General features: G+C 34.0%; 22 protein-coding genes. 13 read left to right on the plus strand and 9 right to left on the minus strand.

The window, feature by feature from the left end:
• The first annotated feature begins 34 nt into the window (after positions 1-34).
• The 3 genes from pdhA (at position 35) to EG358_RS12275 (ending at position 3,742) form a co-directional block, all read left to right on the plus strand.
• The gene (gene pdhA / locus EG358_RS12265) at positions 35-1,036 is read left to right on the plus strand and encodes a pyruvate dehydrogenase (acetyl-transferring) E1 component subunit alpha (protein ID WP_076558496.1); all 1,002 of its coding nucleotides are present in this window, start codon (positions 35-37) and stop codon (positions 1,034-1,036) included.
• 86 nt (positions 1,037-1,122) lie between these two features.
• The gene (locus EG358_RS12270; protein WP_076558498.1) at positions 1,123-2,739 is read left to right on the plus strand and encodes a pyruvate dehydrogenase complex dihydrolipoamide acetyltransferase; all 1,617 of its coding nucleotides are present in this window, start codon (positions 1,123-1,125) and stop codon (positions 2,737-2,739) included.
• A 157-nt stretch (positions 2,740-2,896) separates the two neighbouring features.
• Positions 2,897-3,742 carry a GLPGLI family protein gene (locus EG358_RS12275; protein WP_076558500.1) on the plus strand — a complete coding sequence of 282 codons (846 nt, stop codon included), beginning with the start codon at positions 2,897-2,899 and terminating at the stop codon, positions 3,740-3,742.
• Between the two features lie 76 nt (positions 3,743-3,818).
• Here EG358_RS12275 and pncA read toward each other — a convergent pair whose 3' ends face one another.
• Positions 3,819-4,424 (minus strand): bifunctional nicotinamidase/pyrazinamidase, encoded by a 606-nt coding sequence (gene pncA / locus EG358_RS12280; RefSeq protein WP_076558502.1) that lies wholly within the window; start codon positions 4,422-4,424, stop codon positions 3,819-3,821.
• A gap of 245 nt (positions 4,425-4,669) precedes the next feature.
• Between pncA and EG358_RS12285 the strand changes: the two genes are divergently transcribed.
• The 5 genes from EG358_RS12285 (at position 4,670) to EG358_RS12305 (ending at position 7,902) form a co-directional block, all read left to right on the plus strand.
• On the plus strand, positions 4,670-5,812 hold the full coding sequence (locus tag EG358_RS12285; RefSeq protein WP_076558504.1) for a DEAD/DEAH box helicase: 1,143 nt from the start codon (positions 4,670-4,672) through the stop codon (positions 5,810-5,812).
• 131 nt (positions 5,813-5,943) lie between these two features.
• A complete protein-coding gene (locus tag EG358_RS12290; RefSeq protein WP_076558506.1) occupies positions 5,944-6,483 on the plus strand; it encodes a YfiT family bacillithiol transferase in 540 nt (179 codons plus the stop codon).
• Positions 6,480-6,935, plus strand: a complete 456-nt coding sequence (locus EG358_RS12295) for a DUF1569 domain-containing protein (RefSeq protein WP_076558820.1) — start codon at positions 6,480-6,482, stop codon at positions 6,933-6,935. Before EG358_RS12290 ends, EG358_RS12295 begins: the two co-directional genes overlap by 4 nt.
• Positions 6,932-7,312 carry a bacillithiol system redox-active protein YtxJ gene (gene ytxJ / locus EG358_RS12300; RefSeq protein WP_076558508.1) on the plus strand — a complete coding sequence of 127 codons (381 nt, stop codon included), beginning with the start codon at positions 6,932-6,934 and terminating at the stop codon, positions 7,310-7,312. Before EG358_RS12295 ends, ytxJ begins: the two co-directional genes overlap by 4 nt.
• Positions 7,309-7,902, plus strand: a complete 594-nt coding sequence (locus EG358_RS12305; RefSeq protein WP_076558510.1) for a Crp/Fnr family transcriptional regulator — start codon at positions 7,309-7,311, stop codon at positions 7,900-7,902. Before ytxJ ends, EG358_RS12305 begins: the two co-directional genes overlap by 4 nt.
• 40 nt (positions 7,903-7,942) lie before the next feature.
• Here EG358_RS12305 and EG358_RS12310 read toward each other — a convergent pair whose 3' ends face one another.
• Complete coding sequence (locus EG358_RS12310) at positions 7,943-8,293, minus strand: hypothetical protein (protein ID WP_076558512.1); 351 nt, start codon at positions 8,291-8,293, stop codon at positions 7,943-7,945.
• A gap of 36 nt (positions 8,294-8,329) precedes the next feature.
• A complete protein-coding gene (locus tag EG358_RS12315) occupies positions 8,330-8,836 on the minus strand; it encodes a pyridoxamine 5'-phosphate oxidase family protein (RefSeq protein ID WP_076558514.1) in 507 nt (168 codons plus the stop codon).
• Positions 8,837-9,297: 461 nt separating this feature from the next.
• Here EG358_RS12315 and EG358_RS19670 point away from each other — a divergent pair, with 461 nt between their 5' ends.
• The 4 genes from EG358_RS19670 (at position 9,298) to EG358_RS12330 (ending at position 11,301) form a co-directional block, all read left to right on the plus strand.
• Positions 9,298-9,474 (plus strand): cyclic nucleotide-binding domain-containing protein, encoded by a 177-nt coding sequence (locus EG358_RS19670; protein WP_159436355.1) that lies wholly within the window; start codon positions 9,298-9,300, stop codon positions 9,472-9,474.
• Positions 9,471-9,656: a cyclic nucleotide-binding domain-containing protein gene (locus EG358_RS20040; protein WP_076558516.1), complete on the plus strand. Its 186-nt coding sequence runs from the start codon at positions 9,471-9,473 to the stop codon at positions 9,654-9,656. Before EG358_RS19670 ends, EG358_RS20040 begins: the two co-directional genes overlap by 4 nt.
• Positions 9,657-9,817: 161 nt before the next feature.
• The gene (locus tag EG358_RS12325) at positions 9,818-10,432 is read left to right on the plus strand and encodes a Crp/Fnr family transcriptional regulator (protein ID WP_228421272.1); all 615 of its coding nucleotides are present in this window, start codon (positions 9,818-9,820) and stop codon (positions 10,430-10,432) included.
• A 368-nt stretch (positions 10,433-10,800) separates the two neighbouring features.
• Positions 10,801-11,301 carry a CinA family protein gene (locus EG358_RS12330; protein ID WP_076558520.1) on the plus strand — a complete coding sequence of 167 codons (501 nt, stop codon included), beginning with the start codon at positions 10,801-10,803 and terminating at the stop codon, positions 11,299-11,301.
• A 36-nt stretch (positions 11,302-11,337) separates the two neighbouring features.
• Here the strand turns inward: EG358_RS12330 and EG358_RS12335 are convergent, their stop codons facing one another.
• The gene (locus EG358_RS12335) at positions 11,338-11,931 is read right to left on the minus strand and encodes a Crp/Fnr family transcriptional regulator (protein WP_076558522.1); all 594 of its coding nucleotides are present in this window, start codon (positions 11,929-11,931) and stop codon (positions 11,338-11,340) included.
• 461 nt (positions 11,932-12,392) lie between these two features.
• Here EG358_RS12335 and EG358_RS12340 point away from each other — a divergent pair, with 461 nt between their 5' ends.
• On the plus strand, positions 12,393-12,740 hold the full coding sequence (locus EG358_RS12340; protein ID WP_076558524.1) for a helix-turn-helix domain-containing protein: 348 nt from the start codon (positions 12,393-12,395) through the stop codon (positions 12,738-12,740).
• A 3-nt stretch (positions 12,741-12,743) separates the two neighbouring features.
• On the opposite strand, the gene pdeM is transcribed toward EG358_RS12340, so the two are convergent.
• The 5 genes from pdeM to EG358_RS12365 all read right to left on the minus strand — a co-directional run bounded on the left by pdeM (position 12,744) and on the right by EG358_RS12365 (position 20,284).
• Entirely contained in the window at positions 12,744-13,388 is a 645-nt protein-coding gene (gene pdeM / locus EG358_RS12345) for a ligase-associated DNA damage response endonuclease PdeM (RefSeq protein WP_076558526.1), read from the minus strand.
• A gap of 124 nt (positions 13,389-13,512) precedes the next feature.
• Positions 13,513-15,915 (minus strand): ligase-associated DNA damage response DEXH box helicase, encoded by a 2,403-nt coding sequence (locus EG358_RS12350; RefSeq protein WP_076558822.1) that lies wholly within the window; start codon positions 15,913-15,915, stop codon positions 13,513-13,515.
• Positions 15,916-16,182: 267 nt separating this feature from the next.
• On the minus strand, positions 16,183-17,763 hold the full coding sequence (locus EG358_RS12355; protein ID WP_076558528.1) for an ATP-dependent DNA ligase: 1,581 nt from the start codon (positions 17,761-17,763) through the stop codon (positions 16,183-16,185).
• Between the two features lie 272 nt (positions 17,764-18,035).
• Complete coding sequence (locus EG358_RS12360; RefSeq protein WP_076558530.1) at positions 18,036-19,064, minus strand: ligase-associated DNA damage response exonuclease; 1,029 nt, start codon at positions 19,062-19,064, stop codon at positions 18,036-18,038.
• An 80-nt stretch (positions 19,065-19,144) separates the two neighbouring features.
• Positions 19,145-20,284 carry a helix-turn-helix domain-containing protein gene (locus tag EG358_RS12365; RefSeq protein ID WP_076558532.1) on the minus strand — a complete coding sequence of 380 codons (1,140 nt, stop codon included), beginning with the start codon at positions 20,282-20,284 and terminating at the stop codon, positions 19,145-19,147.
• Positions 20,285-20,379: the final 95 nt, after the last annotated feature.

Genomic DNA, 20,379 nt, shown 5'->3' on the forward strand with positions numbered 1-20,379 from the left:
AACTATTTCATAATAAATAAGCAAAGGCTAGCACATGAAAGAATTTTCTAAAGAGATATACCTGAAGTGGTATGAAGATATGACAATGTGGAGAAGGTTTGAAGACAAATGCCGTTCTCTTTATCTAAAACAAAAAATCAGAGGTTTTTTACATTTGTACAACGGTCAGGAAGCTATTCCTGCAGGTTTTACGCATGCAATGGATTTAACCAAAGACAGTATGATCACTGCTTACAGATGTCACATTCATCCGATGGCAATGGGAGTAGACCCTAAGAGAATCATGGCAGAGCTTTGTGGTAAAGCTACAGGTACTTCAGGTGGTATGGGTGGATCTATGCACATTTTCAGTAAAGAACACAGATTTTATGGGGGACACGGTATTGTAGGAGGTCAGATTCCTTTGGGAGCAGGTATTGCTTTTGCAGATAAATTTTTTGACAGAAAAGCTGTAAACATTTGTTTCTTCGGAGACGGTGCTGCAAGACAAGGATCTCTTCACGAAACTTTCAACATGGCAATGAACTGGAAACTTCCTGTAGTATTTGTCGTTGAGAACAATCAGTATGCAATGGGAACTTCTGTAAAAAGAACAGCTAACCATGAAGATATCTATAAATTAGGTTTAGGATACGAAATGCCATGTCTTGCTGTAGATGCAATGGATCCTGAGAAAGTGGCTGAAGCTGCTTACGAGGCTATTGAAAGAGCAAGAAGAGGTGATGGGCCTACTTTTATTGAAGCTAGAACTTACCGTTTCAGAGGACACTCAATGTCTGATGCTGAACCATACAGATCTAAAGACGAAGTTGCTATTCATAAGAAAGACGACCCGATTGAATTGATCAAGGAGAGAATCTTAGCAAACAGCTGGGCAACCGAGGAAGAATTGGAAGCTATGGATAACAAATCTAGAGATTTCGTAGAAGAATGTATCGAGTTTATGGAAAACTCTCCGTATCCTGACGCAGAAAAAGTTTATGAGTATGTTTATGCTCAAGAAAACTACCCATTTTTAGATAAATTAGAAAATTAAAAAAATAATAATAATTAATTTGATATTCGTATTTGAGTTTCCCTAATCTCAAATCTCGAATCTCGAATCTCAAATCAATATAAATTATGGCAGAAGTGATTACAATGCCACGTCTTTCCGATACAATGACGGAAGGAAAAGTGGCTAAATGGCATAAAAAAGTAGGAGATAAGGTAAAAGAAGGAGATATTTTAGCCGAAATCGAAACTGATAAAGCAGTACAGGATTTTGAATCTGAAATTGAAGGAACTCTTTTATACGTTGGTGTTGAAGAAGGTTCTGGTGCTGCAGTAGATTCTATATTGGCAATTATCGGTAAAGAAGGCGAAGATATTTCTTCTCTGAAAGGAGGAAGTGCTCCGGCAGCTGAAGGAGCTTCTGAAGAAAAAAAATCTGAAGAAGAATCTAAAACTGAAAACGAAACTACAAGCGTTGAGCAAACTTCGGTAGAAGTTCCTGCAGGAGTAGAAGTAATTACGATGCCAAGACTTTCTGATACAATGACAGAAGGTAAAGTAGCAAAATGGCATAAAAATGTAGGTGACACCGTAAAAGAAGGAGATCTTCTTGCTGAGATAGAAACCGATAAAGCTGTTCAGGATTTTGAATCTGAATTTAATGGTATTCTTCTAAAGCAAGGTGTTGAAGAAGGTGGTGCTGCTCCGGTTGATACCGTTTTAGCGATCATCGGACCTGAAGGAACTGATGTTTCTAATGTTGGTGCTGCACAGCCAGCTACAAAATCAGCAGATAAGCCAGCTGAACAAAAATCTGAAGCGAAAACAGAAGAGAAATCGGTTGCATCAACTGAAAACTCATCTTCAGACAGAGTTGCAATTTCTCCTTTAGCTAAAAAAATGGCTCAGGAAAAAGGTGTTGATATCAACAGCGTACAAGGTTCTGGAGAAAACGGTAGAATCGTTAAAAAAGATATTGAAAATTATCAGCCATCTCAAAAGGCAGAATCTGCTGCTCCGGCACAAAACACTGCAGCAGCTCAGGTTGCTTTAAGCTTTGTACAGGGAGAAGATACAGAAACGCCAAACTCTCAGGTAAGAAATATTATTGCAAAACGTCTTTCTGAAAGTAAATTCTCTGCGCCGCATTATTATCTGATGGTTGAAATCAACATGGATAAAGCGATTGAAGCAAGAAAAGAAATCAATTCTTTACCTGATACTAAAATTTCTTTCAATGATATGATCATTAAGGCGACAGCAGTTGCTTTAAGAAAACATCCGCAGGTAAATTCTAGCTGGGCAGGTGATAAGGTGATTCACAGAGGTAATATCAACGTTGGAGTAGCAGTTGCAATTCCTGACGGATTGGTAGTTCCGGTTCTGAAGAATACAGATCAGATGAATTATACTCAGATTTCTGCTGCTGTAAAAGATATGGCCGGAAGAGCAAAATCTAAAGGTCTTAAAGCAAATGAAATGGAAGGTTCTACTTTCTCGATCTCAAACTTGGGTATGTTCGGAATTGAAACTTTCACAAGTATCATTAACCAACCAAATGCTGCAATTCTTTCAGTAGGTGCAATTATCGAAAAACCAATCGTAAAGAACGGTCAGATCGTTGTCGGAAATATCATGAAGCTTTCGTTAGCATGTGATCACAGAGTTGTAGATGGAGCAACGGGAGCTCAATTCCTGCAGACACTTAAAACATATTTAGAAAGTCCTTTAACTTTGTTACTGTAACTTTTTAAAATATAAATTATTAAAACCTCTCATTTCGAGAGGTTTTTTTGTTTTTAGATTATTATTAAAAAATTTCTCCTAATTTTTTTAATTATTTCTAAGTTTAAAAACTTTGTTGGTCAAAAATAAAATTCTACTTTAGTAAAAAAATATCTAAATGAAGAGAATTATTATTGGAGTCTTTTGCTTTTTAAATATTACACTTTTGGCTCAGAATCAACGTTTTGCATATGAGTATAAATTTATAACAGATTCCACTAAAATTGATGATGTTAATTCTGAGCTCATGTATCTTGATATAGCTAAAAAAGGCTCAAAATTTTATAGTCAAAAGAATAATATTGCTGATTCAATTCATCAGGATCGAGTGAAAAAAAGAACCAGAGACTTTACGGGTATTGATTATGGTTTGGTGCCTTACGTCGTAGAAAAATCTTATCCCGATTTCAAAATAGATTTTTTCAACAATCTCGACATGAATAAATACAAGGTTTCTGACAACAGAAAAATGGATTGGAAAATTTTACCGCAGAAAGAAAAAATTGGCGAATTTGATACTCAAAAAGCTTCCCTCAATTTTGCCGGCAGAATCTGGACAGCATGGTTTGTTTCAGACATTCCCATACAAGATGGTCCATACAAGTTTCATGGTTTACCAGGATTAATTGTCAAAATTGAAGATAAGACAAAATCACACTCTTTTGTTTTAAAAGAGATTAAAAAACTTACTTCTGATCAGGAATGGGTGAGTGACAGTGAGAAAAAAACTTTCGGCAGTATCATTGCTATTGATCAGGAAAAATACAAAAAACAAGTTATAGATTTTAGAAATAACCCTACAAAAGGTATGCGCCAAATGATGTCCGGAAACACTAAAGTGATGATGATGGATGAAAATGGAAAGCCATTGGATATCGAAAAAATGTTACGAGACCGTGAAAGAGATGCTAAAGCAAATAATGCAAAGAATAATAATTTGTTAGAATTAGATTTGTTGAAATAATTCTAAAAAAAGTAACCTGTTGTACGATCAACAGGTTACTTTTTATATGGACTTCTCTTTTAAGAATTATAAAATATTATCCTAAAACAGTAACTCCTTTCTGCAACATTTCAAAAATTGCATCTTTACCGTTATCTGGTTTTACATTAACAGCACGGGTTCCGTTGAAGTGAAGGCAAGTTATATATCCGTTGGCAACGGCATCTGTACAGGTGAATTTCACGCAGTAATCCATTGCTAAACCTACGATTTCAACCAATTGAATTTCGTGATATTTTAAAAAATCATCCAATCCGGTTTTCATAAAATGATTGTTATCCTGAAAACCGCTGTAAGCATCAATCTCAGTATTTTTACCTTTCTGAATAATGTGAGTTACTTTTTCTCTGTTTAAATCTTTATGAAATTCTGCACCGAAAGTTCCTTCTACACAGTGATCTGGCCACATAAACTGCGGAACACCATTTAGTATAATGCTTTCGCCAACTTTTCTGTTGTTGTTGCTTGCAAAACTTTTGTGATTGGCAGGATGCCAGTCCTGAGTAAGAATTATTTGGTCGTATTGGTTTTCTTCCATTAGAAGATTGATATAGGGAATGATCTCATTTGCTCCGGGAACAGCCAGTGCTCCGCCTTCACAAAAATCATTCTGTACATCTACTATTATTAATGCCTTTTTCATATCTAGTTTATATTTTTTAATTTAATAGAGAACCTCTTTTATAATAGTTCCGTAAAGTGCCTATTTATAGCGATTCATGTATTTTTTTTGTATTCTGATAAATTTACAAAAACTAAATGTCAAATATAAATCCAAAACAGGAATATCTGACAAAACGGCATTTTATAATAAAAATGATCATCAGAAGATAGATTCAACATCAATAGTGTCTTAATAGTTTATCTTTGCACTAAATATATAGTTTTATGTCATTCGAATCGCTAGGATTATCACACAATATTATTCATTCTGTTAAAAAACTAGGTTATCTAAAGCCGTTTCCAATTCAGGAACAGGCTGTACCTGTTATTTTGGAGGGTAAAGATTTGATGGGAATTGCACAAACAGGCTCCGGAAAAACCGCTTGTTTTGTAATGCCGATATTAGAAAAATTACAAAACGCAGAAAGTAAAAAAGACCGTAATATACAGGTGCTGATCTTGGTTCCTACCCGTGAACTGGCCATTCAGATTGATGAGGTTTTTCAGGCTTTTAAAGATAATCTAAAACGTGAGATTCGTACAATGGCTGTTTATGGTGGTGTTTCTATCAACCCGCAGATGAAGGGGATGTATGGTGTAGAAATTCTTATCGCAACACCTGGACGTTTATTAGATCTTATTGATCATAATGCACTGAGCATATCCGGCATTCAGCATTTGGTGGTAGATGAAGCAGATAAAATGTTTCAATTAGGTTTTGGTGAAGAGATGAATAAACTTTTTACCATGATGCCGGTGGCGAAACAGACTACCTTATTTTCTGCTACTTTAAATGATAAAGTTTCTGAAATAAAAGAGCGTTTATCCATCAATCCTGTGATGATAGAAATCAAAAAAGAGGAAGTGGAAATTGATAATATCGAGCAGTTGGCTTATCATGTTTCTCCGGAAAATAAAGGCCCTTTTTTACGCTATTTAATTAAAGAAAAAAAGGTTGAAAAAGCTTTAATATTTGTTTCGTCTACAAGATCGGCAGATAATTTAGTTGAAAAACTGAAGAAAAATAAAATAAAAGCTGTTGCGATTCACAGTCAAAAATCGCAAGGGGCACGTAGAAATAATCTGGAAGAATTTAAAGTGAACGGAGCTCAGATTTTGGTCGCAACTGACTTAATTGGTCGTGGTATTCACATCGAATCTCTGCCTTGTGTTATCAATTATGAATTACCTCGATCGCCTTTAGATTACATTCACAGAATTGGTAGAACAGGCCGTGCCGGCGAAAAAGGAACTGCCATTTCGATTTTAACAGATGATGAATTGCAGCATTTCAGAGTCATTCAAAAGAAAATGGGTAAGAAAGTGACTTTGCAAAGAACAGAGGATATTAATTTACATGGCTATTAATATTTAAAATATTTTTTTTAATGATGCTGATTTAATTATTTTTAATTTGTAATAAGCAGCTCAATTTCAAACTTTCAGTAATAAACATCATAGTAAATATTTTTACAAGAATTATATATTTATCATTAAAAATGGACAGTTTAGAACATAAAAAATTTCCAATCGGTCGCTTTGAAATTCCTGAAAATATATGCGACATCAAACTCAACGAATACATTAAAGTCATTAAAGATTTTCCTGATAAATTAAAAAATCTAATTGCGGATTTTAGCGATGAACAATTAGATACACAATACAGGGAAGGTGGCTGGACGGTAAGACAACTTGTAAATCACATTGCAGACAGTCATATGAACAGTCTCATTCGTCTAAAGCTTGCACTTACCGAAGACAATCCCACGATAAAGCCGTATGACGAAGCCAAATGGGCAGAACTTCGAGACAGTGTTGATATGCCTGTAAAGCCTGCAATGAGAATGATAAAAGGAACGCATCAACGTTGGACGGCTCTTTTAAAATCAATGACCAATAAACAGTTTGAAAGAACTTTTCATCATCCCGAACACAACGAAAACCAAGACCTTCGGGTTTATCTTGCGCATTATGTCTGGCATTGTAACCACCATTTTGCCCATATTGAAAATCTGAAGAAAGAGAAAAATTGGCAGTGAAAAGTCTTCATAACGAAAATGATTTTAACGAAATAAAGCATAGAATTGCTCAGCTCTCAGAAAATTCTGAAAGAAAATGGGGAAGTATGAATATTTCGCAAATGCTCGTTCATTGTGATTTGATTTTACAGATTGCATTAAAGAAACTTACTCTTCCAAAGATTAATTTCTTTTTCAAATCAATAGGAAATTTCACAAAAATAGAAATGCGAATTTTCAATAACGGAATTCCCCGAAATATGCCTACTTTTAAAAAAGTAATCGTTAATTTTGAGTGTAACTTCGGAGAAGCAAAAAATAATCTTTTACAAAGGCTAGACGAGTATTATTTTGCTTACAAAAACAATCTTTTACCGAGCTTCCATGAGCTTTTTGGTGAAATGAAAGAAAAAGATTGGGGATTTATGGAGTATAAGCATCTCGATCACCATTTAAAACAATTTAATGTATGAGTTTCTTAGATAAAATATTTGGCGGAAAACAGGAGCCGGGAGAGACAAAATCTTTCTGGAAAACGATAAGATCTGAAGAAGATCTGGAAAATGCTGTTAAGCAATCTTATGAAAATAGAGTAGCAATCTTCAAACATTCTACAAGTTGCTTTATTAGTAAAACGGTTTTGAAAAATTTTGAGAAAGAGATAGAAAATTCAGATAATCAAAATGTAAGTTTTTATTTTCTGGATCTTTTGGCATTCAGACCTATTTCAAACAAAATTGCTGAAGATTTTGCGATTCGTCACGAAAGCCCGCAGCTGATTGTTCTAGAAAATGGCAAAGCGATCAATAACGCATCCCATCAGGATATTTCTTTAAGCCAGATTGTATGAGTAATATAAATAATTATCTGGCAAAGGTTTTTGAAGTTCCTGCCGAAAAAGTAAATTTATGCAGTATTCAGTATGAATTGAAAAAAGTAGGAAAGCACGAAATGCTTTTACAGGAAGGCGAAGTTTGCAGAAATACTTTTTTTGTCGAAAAAGGGCTTCTCAGAATGTATTCTATTGATAAAAACGGGAAAGAGCATGTGATACAATTTGCTCCTGAAAATTGGCTGATTGGCGATCGCAGCAGTCTTTATTTTAATGAAAAATCCCGATACTACATTGAAGCTGTTGAGGATTCTGAAGTGTTATTTTTGCAACCGGATTTTTTTAGTAAACTTATTGAAGAATTTCCCAATACGATCGAAAAAAATGATCTGATTATCCAGAAACATGTAAAAAGTCTGCAGGATAGAATTAACTCTTTATTGGGAGAAACGGCAGAAGAGCGTTATCTAAAGTTTATTAAAATGTATCCTGATCTTTTACTTAGAGTTCCGCAATGGATGATCGCTTCATATCTCGGAATAACTCCTGAAAGTTTAAGCCGCGTAAGAAAAGAGCTGGCAAAAAAGAATTTTGTTACCGATAAATAATCGTCGTTTTAAAATAAATTAAAATCACCGCACCAAACAATTAATCATTGTTTAGTGTGGTGATTATTCTGTTAAGATATTCCTGTTCTCTCAAAACTTTTTCATAAGACTGTTTCGCATAAGAAGGTGACAACTGATAACCGTCGGTCTGAAGCTGATAGATGTCGTTTTCCACATATCCCGTAAAGTTTAAAGTATATTCATGAATAAACTTTTCTATCACTTTCCTTTTTATTTCGCAAATAGTGCTGTTCTTGATTTTCTGAAGAGAATTCAATATAAAAGATTTATCTCCACTGAATTGAATTACCTGAGTAATCATTGCAAAATTGCTCAATGGTTTGTTATTCGTTTCGTGAACAACAGCGTGCGGGTCATCTTCAAATATCATGGTCTTATAGTTTTAAAGTAAGAAAATGGTCTAAATTTAAACTGAAGCTTTACCTTCTACACCGTCAGAATTGTCGGTTTTATTTCCTGTAACCGCAGCAGCTACAAAGGTAATAAGACTTACCAATTTGCCAGCTTTGGTATCCCAATAGTATGTATCTGTAGGCGTTACACGGATGATCGAAACATTCGGGTCATCTTTTCCGTCAAACCATGCATTTGCCATTGCAGACCATTTGTCTTCAATGGTTGATCTGTCTTTGTAGATCGCAGCTTCGCCAAATACAGAAAGATATTCTGAATCTGAATTGTTCATAAATAAAAGCTGCACTCTTTTGTCGTCTTTTATTTCAAAATTTTTGTTGCTGGTGTCACTGCTGATAAACCAAAGATTTCCGCTTTCGTCTGTTTCCTGAAGGCTCATCGGGCGAGTATTGATTGGTAAACTTTCCAGATTTGTGCAAAACATACAGATTTTAGCTTTTTCTGAAAGTTCTTTAATTTTTTTTGCCGCTTCTGCTTGGCTTAAATTTTCTGTTGACATAATAAAATAATTTATGGTTGTGGTGTTATCTTTAGAATAAGAAATTCTATGATTATTGGTCGCTTCAAAAATCTAACCAAAAATCTAAAATCATTTAAAAATAATTAATTTTTCGTAAAAAGAGGTTAAAAACATACATTATAAATATAAATCTGACAACCGTGAAAGAAATTTGTGATCGAAATCATAAAAACACAATTACTTTTGTTGTACATTTGATTTTAGTTAAATGATAGATTATGCTTTTTAAAAATTGCCTTAAACTATCATCATTCACATCGTACAATTGTGAAAGATTTTGCTATTTACAATACTAAATACTTAATTCAGTAAAATATTTAATTATTGATATTATTTTAGACGTAAACTACTTATTCGTTTAAACTTTGTCACCTTCTAATATTTACTCATATCTTTTGTGAAGATTACCATCACAAGTCATCATCACACAGTAAGAAGCTATGGTAATACATCAACAAATCCTGAAATCTGCAGGAGCAATCATTAAAAAGTATCAACCCAAGGAAAAGATTTTCACAAAAGGAGATTCTGCTCAATATTACTTTCAGATTGTTTCGGGAAGTGTAAAAATGAATAATTATGACGAGTCGGGCAGAGAATATATTCAGATTTTTTGAAAGACGGAGAATGCTTTGGTGAATCACTGCTTTTTATAGATCACAAATATTCTATGAATGCAATTGCGATTACTATGTGTGAAGTTTTAATCCTGAAAAAGACTTTATTTTTTAATTTGATACAGCAAAATCCAAAATTATGTTTTGAAATGAATAAGTGGCTCTCAAAAACAGCGTTTTAAACAAATAATGGCATAAAATGTGTTCACCAAATGTGACAGTAAAAACTTGCAATTCTTAAAGATTATCTGAAGAATTTTTAGACGCCAAAAAACATTCGTTATTCAGCCTATGCAATGAGAAATAAATGGTAATTACTGTATTAAAGAAAATTTTTTATACCATGAAAACAATAAGTTGCATGAAGATCGATGAGCAATTGCTAAAATCGTACAGTGCGGAAATTAAAACTTACAAAAAAAGAGAACTTATTTTTAGAGAAGGAGAGTCTCCGGCTTTTTATTACCAGATTATAGAAGGTGCTGTGAAAGTGAATAATTTTAATGAAGAAGGGAAGGAGTTTATACATAATATTTTAGAAAAAGGACAAAGCTTCGGAGATGCTCATCTTTTTATTGAAAAAAAATATTCTGTAAACGCATATGCTCTTGTTCCTACGACAGTAATAATGTTGCCCAGAAAAAATTTCATCAATCTTGTCAAAGAAAATCCTCATGTTTCTCTGGAAATAAATGCCTGCTTATCACATCGTCTTTATTTCAAAATGAAAATGATACATGATATGGTCTCACAGCATCCATCTGCAAGAATTCTTGGTCTCTTCAATTATCTTAGAAGTTATACCGATTGTGAAGATCAACATTCTTTTAATGTAAAGCTTACAAGGCAACAAATTGCTGATCTTACAGGTTTACGTGTAGAAACAATCATCAGAACCATTAAGAAAATGGAAAATGAAAATCTGGTAAAAATTAAAGATCGTAAGATATACTACTAAAATATGACTGAAATCATAAATTAAAAAATCTGTTACAGAGTATATTTGACCTCTTTTACTTTTAATAATTAGTATAAAAGAAAACACCACCAATCACCTAAATAAATATATCGATATGAAAACACAATCATTCTATTTTACCCAATAAGATTTTGAAATTTGCAGTTGTATATCTCAGATTTAAACTGTAAAGTATGTCTTTATCAGTAATCTCTTCTCCATTATATTCTTTGTAAAAGTTGGAGGAGTGATGCAAAATTCGACGGTCAGGATATTATCAACGCATATAAAATAGCTGATGCTTTTTATTAGATCAAAAATGATGTATCGAGAAAATACAAATCACAACCTCATTAAAAACAAATCTTATGGAATTTCAACAAAACTTACTCAATTATATCAGCGAAGCATTAATTACAACTAATGAAACCATTTCTATCGCTGAAAGTGTAACTTCAGGCCTTTTTCAGCTTGCTTTTTCACAAATGCCAAATGCTGCAATGTTCTACAAAGGGGGAATTACCGCATATGCATTAGAACAAAAAGTAAAAATTTTAAACGTAGATTATGATGAAGGTAATGCATGTGACTGCGTTTCTGAGCAAATTGCTGAAACAATGGCACTCAGCGTAGCCAAATTATTCGACACCGACTGGTCTATTGCTGTTACGGGCTATGCCAACCCGATCAGGAGCTCTACGTACAAAATATTTTCATATTATTCTTTTGCCTACAAAGGTGAAGTAATTTTATCCAGAAAACTTGAACTTCATCCTAAAACACAGGCATTGGGAGCACAGCAATATTATACAGAATTTATTTTGGGATGTTTCAAAAGTGAGATCAATAAGCTTTTGATACTAAAATAAAAATTATTTCATCTGATTTAATATATCAACTAGAAGTTAATAAAAAATCTTTCTGTTTTTGATTTTTAAAATTCCTTCTTTCTCCATATTTTTTATAACCCGGATGACAGTTTCTACACTCAATCCGGTAAGAGAAGCGAGTTGCTGTCTGGTTAAAAGAATTTGCAACGCGTATTTTGACTGATCATGGTGATGATCTTTAAGATAATTCATCAACGTTAAAAGTTTTTGAGCAGGATTTTGAAATGCAATGCTTTCTGCCATCAAAAACTTGTAATGCATATGCTCAGAAAGACTCTGTATCGTTGTGAAATAATTGTCAGGGTTTTCCTGCAAAAGCTGTAAATATTGTGCTTTTGGTAATCTTATAATTTCAGATTCTTCTACTGCAACGGCATTTACAGGATACGATTTTTCTGTAAAAAGTGACGATATACCGACACCATTGCCGCTTGAGAATATTCCTTGAATAAATTCTTTACCTCCTTCATTATAATTATTTAATTTTACTTTTCCACTTGAGATCAGGAAAAAAAAGCTGGGAACTTCACCTTCAGAAAATATAAAATCATCAGGGTCATAAGTTCTTAAATCTGCTCCAAAAGAAAATAAAATATCTTCATTTATCATATTATAGGGATTAATTGAAACTAAAAACCACCTGTTTATGCTACCAAACATAACAATGCTCGGATTTTTAGACCTGTAAAGAAAGAATAATTTTATGCAAAAGTGAATTAATTCGCTACCACACAGATACCACATTACTGATTAAATACCAAAATTTTTGCAGAAAATAAATTTTTAATAAAATATTATTGCTCAGTTTGAATTAATAAATCAAAAAAAATATAATCTTTATTTGTTGATTAGAATCATAAAAAGAAATATGAAAATTCCGATACATTTGAATCAAGAACTTAACGAGAGAAAGGTTTGGCGAAATTTAATGTGTCATTTGATAATAAATAAAATATTATTGAGGCTAAATTTTGCGCTTTAAACCGCATTAATAAAAAAACTGATAATAAGAACGTTAATCATATTGAGGATTACATCTTTGATTATGATAGAGAAAAATTCTGCCCATAATGAATAATAATAGAGACAACACGCAAGACTTTAACGCAGAACACACCGCAAAAATTTTGGCTGACGAAGAAATAATCAGGCTTGCTAAACAAAATTCACCGCGTCTTTTAAGTAAATTTAAATCTGCATATCCCGAATTTTTTGAGCACCTTGCCTTAATTAATGGAAATTTGCAAAATTCTGAAATTATTTTTTGTATCTATCTCAAGTTGAGATTGAGTACAAAAGAAATTGCAACTTACACATTTGTAACACCAAAGGCAATTCAGAATAGAAAAAACCGATTACGAAAAAAACTTAAAATTTCTTCAGACACCGATATTTATAAATGGTTTGATCAGCTTTAAAAATCAGATCTCATAGATTTCGGCATCTGTAAAAACATAGAATCTTCCTTTTTGAGGGAGATTTTTTGTATCCAAACCGGTAAATTCGCTGAAGGCCGGAAGCAATAGTTGGTTTTCAGTGAGCACAAAACACGGAAGCTTTATTTTTTTAACCAAAGAATTAATCACAAAACCTGGGTGAATGTGTCCAGTAATCTGAAACTTTTCTATATTTTTATCGAAATCATGCACAAAAGAAATACCATCAATTTCCAGAGAATCAGATCGTGAATCTAAACATAATTTCTTCTCTAAAGTTTTTGAAATCTTATCATGATTACCTTCTACCAAACAGAATTTAATGTCTGAATATTGATTTTTCCAAATGCAAAATTCGTCTACATCAGAATTGTTTCCGGCATGAAGCAAGTCGCCGACGATAATAAATTTTTCAGGCTGGAAATATTCTATTAAAACCGAAAGCCTTTCAAGATCATTTTTCATAATATGACTCGCCAGAGCAATTCCGTTTTTACGAAAATGTGCCGTTTTACCGATGTGTAAATCCGAAAAAATCAATGCTTTTTCTTTTTTCCAGAATAGTGCACGCTGATTGGTTAAAGTAAGAGTTTCGTTGTTAATATTGATATTCTTAGTTACTATTTTCATTTTAATATTTTGCTTGTCAATATCAGACTAAGATGTTTTTATAAAGAATAGATTCTCCACTGCACTTTAGTTCCGTTCAGAATGACAAAAAGTTTTAATAATTTTCAATTGACTTATTGACGATTCATTTTATATTTCTTCCCGATTGTTTAATCAATTTCTGAATCCTCGCATCCAGATTTTCACTCGTTAATGTTTGTCGTAAGCTGTCAACTTTTATCGGGAAACTCAAAGGCGTAAATTTATTTGAATATTTTAAAATAAGCTTTGATTTTTCAATTCGTTTAAAAGCTTCTACCAAGCGCTGCTCCTGCAATTGCATATTGAAAACTTCTGTATATGCCTGTCTCACTAGAAAATGATTGGGATCGTAATCTTCCAATACTTTAAAAATCAAACCTGCAGAACTTTGCAATGCTTTATTTGACCGTTGTTGTCCGGGGAAATTCTGTACAACCATTCCTGAAATTACGGCAATATCCCTGAATTTCCGTCTTGCCATTTCAGCAGAATTAATACTGGAAATCACATCAATCATCAGATTTTCTCTCGTCAATATTTTCTCTAAATTATCTTCATTCAACGGTATTTCTTTATCGCTGAATAATTCAAAACCATAATCGTTCATCGCCATCGAAAAAGAAATAGGCGCCAATTTTGAAATTCGATAAGCAATCAAAGCAGCCATTACTTCGTGTACCAATCGGCCCTCAAAAGGATACATAAAAAGATGATAGCCTTCACGGTTTTTAATTAATTCAACCAAAAATTCATCCTCCTTCGGAATGTGTGAGCGCTCTTCCTGGTTGATTAATAAGGGATGTAAGAATTTCAGTTCCTTTTCAGATGCTTTCGGGTTTAATGCTCCTGATAATTTTTCTCGTAAAAAATGCCCCAAATTTGAACTTAAAGGTAACCTTCCGCCCAGATAACTTGGCGCCATCGCTTTTCCTTTAGATGCACGTACAAAAACCGTCATATCCTTTATCATTGCCACTTCCAAAACACGACCGGCAAGAATAAATTTCTCTTCTTTTTTCAGTCTCGAAATAAAATATTCCCCAACCATTCCTATATATCCGCCGGAAATAAATTTCACCTTCAACATTGCATCGCTTACAATCGCTCCCATATTCATTCGGTGAAGCATTGCGATTTTTCTTGAAGTGACTTTGTGTAAACCGTCTTCCATTATGACAACTTTGTGATATTCTTCGTAGTTTTTCAACGCACTTCCACCGATTGTCAGAAAGTCAACGATCTCCTTCCATTCTTCATCTCTGATTTCCTGAAACGTATATATTTTTTTAATTCTTTCGTAAATTTCATTAGGAAAAAAACCGTCACCGACCGCTAAAGTCATCAGAAATTGCACCAATACATCAAAGCATAAAACCTGCGGCTCGCGTGGTTCTATTACTTTTTGTTTTACGGCTTCTTTTAAAGCTGCTACTTCAATCAGCTCTAAAGAATGCGTAGGAACACAGAAAATTTTGGAAGTCTCAAAAGGGGAGTGGCCACTTCGTCCCGCCCGTTGTAGAAACCTTGCAACACCTTTTGCAGAACCAATTTGTATAACCGTATCAACAGGTTTAAAATCGATTCCTAAATCTAAAGATGAGGTCGAGACAACAGCTTTTAATTTTCCTGAACTTAAGTTTTCTTCAATCCAGATTCTTAAATGTGCATCGATTGAGCTGTGATGAATAGCGATTTGTCCCGCAAAATCAGGATAAGCATTGAGTAACAATTGATACCACATTTCACTTTGGCTTCGGGTATTGGTAAAGACAATGGTCGATTTAGATTCCAAAATAATAGGAACCACTTTATCCGCTAATTTTTGACCGAGATGTCCTGCCCAAGGCAAAAGCTCAACTTCATCTGGAAAAACTGAAATAATATCAATTTTCTTAAGCTCTTTAGCCGTGATTTTTGTTTTTTTGATATCGTAAGGAATCAAAACATCCTGCGCTTCATCAAGATTCCCAATGGTTGCTGTAATTCCCCAAATTTTAAGTTTCGGAACATAGTGAAAGAGCTGGGAAATCGCCAACTCCACCATTACGCCACGTTTTGAGCCTAGCAATTCGTGCCATTCATCTACGACCACACAATGCATATTATTGAAGAATCGCTGATGATTTTTTTGACCTAAAAGCAAGTGCAAACTTTCGGGAGTTACCACTAAAATTTCAGGCATATTTTTGACCTGCTGTTGACGCACTTTAGGATCGGTGTCGCCATTTCTCACCCCAACTGCCCAATCCAGACCAATCTCATCAATCGCTTCCTGCATTGCTTTTGCGATGTCTTTTGAAAGCGAACGAAGTGGTGTAATCCAAATCATTTTCAGACCTTTCTTATACTTGTTTGGATAAGTGAGAAAGTCTGAAATTAATGCTAAAAAAACCGAAAATGTTTTCCCGAAACCCGTCGGAGCTACAACCATTCCGCTGTAGCCACTGCCAAATTTTTTCCAGGTATCAATCTGAAATTTAAATGGAGAATTGCCTTTTTCCATCATCCAGTTTTGGATGATTTTGAATCCTTCCTTATTTTCGTAGTTGCTCAAATTGTTTTTATAAATTAAATAATATTAAATCTACTGATTTAGAAAAAAAACTGCAGAGCAGTTTTATCTGTGTAGTAATTTAATCAATGTTATTAGCGGCGCTCCGCAAGAGCGTTATTTCTTTTAAATTTAGTTATAAGATAGAACTCCTACAGCGTTCTCCAATGTTTATGTTTTTTCTTCTACACGGATAAAGCTTCTCGGGAGTTTTGAAGAAATTTATTGTATCAGTTTTTTAATCTCTTCAATATCATCAATTTCGTCAACGGTTTTATCTTTCCGCCATCTTAAGATTCTGGGAAATCGCAATGCAACGCCGCTTTTATGTCGATTGCTGAAGCCAATTCCTTCAAAAGCAATCTCAAAAACCAATTCAGCTTTTACCGTACGCACGGGGCCGAATTTTTCAATAGCATTTTTGTTGACAAACTTGCTGACTTCCATTATTTCTTTATCAGTCAATCCCGAATAGGCTTTTGCAATCGTAACTAACTTGTCACCACTTTTCACGGCAAAACTGTAATCGGTATAATAAGCGCTTCGTCTTCCGCTTCCTTTTTGGGCATAAATGAGAACAGCATCAATCGTCATCGGATTGATTTTCCATTTCCACCAATCTCCTTTTTTTCGTCCTGAATGATAATGTGAATTTTTCTGTTTCAGCATCAATCCTTCACTGTTAATTTCTCTTGAATTTTCTCTTATTAAATCTAATTGTGACCACTTTTCAAAATCAATGGCCTGAGAAATTTTTATATTTTCCGGAGCTTCATTTAGTAGTAATTCTGCCAGCATTGCTCGTCTTGCAAAGATGGGTTTTTCCCTCAGATCAGTTCCTTCCAGCTCTAAAATATCGTATGCAAAAACTTCAATAGGAATTTCAACGAGCATTTTTTTTGTTAATGTTTTACGGTTTAGTCGTTTTTGTAATTCATTAAAATTTAGTACGTTGCCTTCCTTTACCGCAAGTATTTCTCCATCAATTACAAAATTACCTTTCATCGCTTTTACGGTTTCAGCAATCTCCGGAAATTGCTCAGTCACCAACTCTTCCCCACGTGACCAGATAAAAACTTCATCATTTCGTCTGATGATTTGCCCGCGAATTCCGTCCCATTTATATTCGATGAGCCATTCATCGGGTTTTCCCAAATCTTCCAAATCTTTTTCCAAAGGATACGCGAGGCAAAAAGGGTAGGGTTTTGAGTTGTCCGGATTGATATTTTCAGCAGAAATCAATTCTTTAAATGAAACTTCATCAGGCTGCCATTTTCCCATCAAACTGTGCATCAAAGTGCTTGCTTCCTGTCCGGAAAATTTTGTCAGAGAATTAATTAATGTTTTTGACGAAACGCCGATTCTAAAGCTTCCACCTAATAATTTATTGAAAATCAATCGTTCCGTATAATCTAAACCATTCCAGGAATTAAGAACGAATTCTTTTTTTTCGGCTTCGGTTTTTGTTTTCAATCCGATAATTTCATTCATCCATTCAGAAAGTAATTTTTCAATATTTTCGGTTGGTGGCGGAAGAATTAACGATAAAGTTTCACCTAAATCTCCTACCGAAGAATAACTTTCCTGAAACAGCCAAAATGGTAATTGCGTAATTTCCAACGCCCATTCTTTCATAAAATTGGTGTTGACATTTCGCTTCGGTCTTTTGCCAGTAAATAAAGCGATGAACCACAATTTATCATCATCCGGCGCACGTTCAAGATAATCGACAATGGCATCGATTTTAGCATTGGTTTTATTGGTGCTTTCGAGAGAGTTGATGAGTTCTGCGAAATTTTTCATTCTAATCTTTTGTTTTATTTGGGCAGCTTAATCCTTCTTCCGTTCCCAATCTTTTTTTGCAAGACGTTCTATCTTTAATCGAAGTTTCAGTTTATGCAAAAAAAGGATTTCCACTCAAGTCGGGCTGCGAGCAATTCGACGTTTAAAAATTAACAGGTCTCTCCTACGGAGCTTTAGCTATTTTTATTCTGATTTGCTATTAACAGGTCGCTCCTACGGAGCTTTCAAAACCTTCAATGTTTCAAAAAACCGCGAAGGTTTAATTTTAATAATTAATTTTCTTTTTTATCGGATACAACTTCCTTTTCAATGACTTCATCATCATCGTCTCCATATAAGGTTTCTACAACATCAGATTTAATTCCGATTTCGTTTAAATATTTAGAAAAAACTTCTGTTTGTCCGTGCGTTACGTGAACAATTTCAGCCTCTGTAGCTTTTATTGCCTGTAAAAGACCTTTCCAGTCTGCGTGGTCACTCATTGGAAAACCTGCGTCCATACTTCGCCATCTTCTTGCGCCACGAACCTGCATCCAACCTGAACAAATCGCTGTTGCCGCATCCGGAATTTTCTTAATCACATTGCTGTCTAACAAAGCAGGAGGCACGATCACAATATCGCCCGCAACGTGTTTAATACTTTCCCTAAAATCAGGAACTTCATAATCAGGAAGAACGATACCAACTTCTTCAAAGGCTTTATTGAGTTTTCCGATCGAATAATGAACGTGAATTTTTCCCATTCCTTCAACCGCTTTCATAATCCTTTGCGCTTTACCCAAAGAATATCCGATGAAAACAGAAGTTTTTTGATTTTCCTGATTTCTGAGAACCCAATTTTGAAGTCTTTTATTGAGATCAGGAACTTCCAACCAGTTGTAAATCGGAAGCCCGAAAGTACTTTCACTAACAAATTCATTACATTTTACCACTTCAAAAGGAGTGCTCAAACCATCATCCTGTACTTTATAATCTCCCGAAATAACACTTACATAACCTTTATATTCGAGACGAATCTGCGCCGAACCAATAATATGACCGGCCGGATGAAGCGAAAGTTTAACGCCATTGATATCTAAAACTTCACCATACTGCAAAGTCTGGCATTCAATATCCGGAGAAATTCTTTGATGTAAAATAGGTTTTGTAAAGTGATGACAAAGATATTTTTTCATTCCCCACCGAGCGTGATCAGCGTGACCATGAGTGATGACTGCAAAATCAACAGGCCGCCAAGGATCAATATAAAATTTTCCCTGCGGACAGTAAATACCTTTGTTTGTAAATATAATGAGTTTCAAAAGTGTGATGATTAGTGTATTTTTGAATATTCAAAAACCTAACCATTTTAATTATAAAATCGAAAAACAAATACAGAAGTTTAATCCACCTGAAGCTTCAATGAATTTTTCAACGAAGTTTTATAATATTCTGAAGGAGTTTTGCCAATTATTTCTTTAAAATAACGGTTAAAAGAAGATTTTGATTTGAAACCTGCTTCATAAGCCAATGATAAAAAATTGATATTTTCGTTTTTCTGAATAGTATTTTCTACCCTGTTTTTGAAATATTCTATTCGATATTCGTTGATGTATCGGTAGAAAGGTTTGTTTTTGTAGCCGTTCAGCATTTCGCTGATCTGGTATTTATTGATTTTAGTTTTTGAGGCCAATTCATCGAGATTCAAATCACAATTTCTGAACAATTGTTGCTGCTTTACGATTTCGTCCATTTTTTGCCACAATTCACCAAATTTCAATTCATAATCCATTGTATTCAAAAAACGAGTTTCGGTGTCAATATCAATATACCCGCTTTCTAGCGTTTTTTTAGTGGTATTTTCCGGTACTTTTCTTAATTCTGTACTAATATTTTTTTTAATGATCAAAAGACAGATAACAAGCAGGAGAAAATAGGAAACACTTCTTATCAATACATTGATTTCCTGTATTTTTTCAGGATAAAAAAACAGGGCTATTTTTGTGAAAACAAGAATACATTCCATCATAAGAATACAGACAGAAATTCTTTTAATGATATTAAACTCAATTCTTTCAAGGCTTTTGCTTTTATTAATTATTAAAATACTTTTTAAAGGATAATATAAATTGATGGCAAAAAGTAAAACTAGACTTGAGGTATTGTACAGATATAGAAGCTTTTCATCAACACGGTTTAGAATTATAAACACGCATGAAACTGTAAAATACGCAATCATTAAAATAAATAACGGAATAAAAAGATACCATTTTCTGCCTACTGAAAAACTCTTTTTGGTTTTACTCAAGGTATATAAGTAAATCAGCGGGCCATAACAGACCGAGATAAACGTATTCATTTGCAATCTGATACTTTGGTCTGGAACGAATGTGAAAATAACAAACTTGATCGTCAGATGCACCGCAATGGCAGAAATAAGAAATATAAAAAGATAATTGGAAGAGGTTTTTCTCTCTCTGAACTGTAATAACCAGAGTGCGACAACCGCCTGAAAAGCCCCGATAATAATGATATATTGCATTCTAGCTTTAGGTTTGTACAAAGTAAATTCAAAATTGGTATTCTGCAATCTTCAATTCGATTATATATCTGTTAAAAATTTATTTTTCCTATTAA

The sequence above is a fragment of the Chryseobacterium indoltheticum genome, from assembly GCF_003815915.1.
GTDB classification, from domain to species: Bacteria; Bacteroidota; Bacteroidia; order Flavobacteriales; family Weeksellaceae; genus Chryseobacterium; species Chryseobacterium indoltheticum.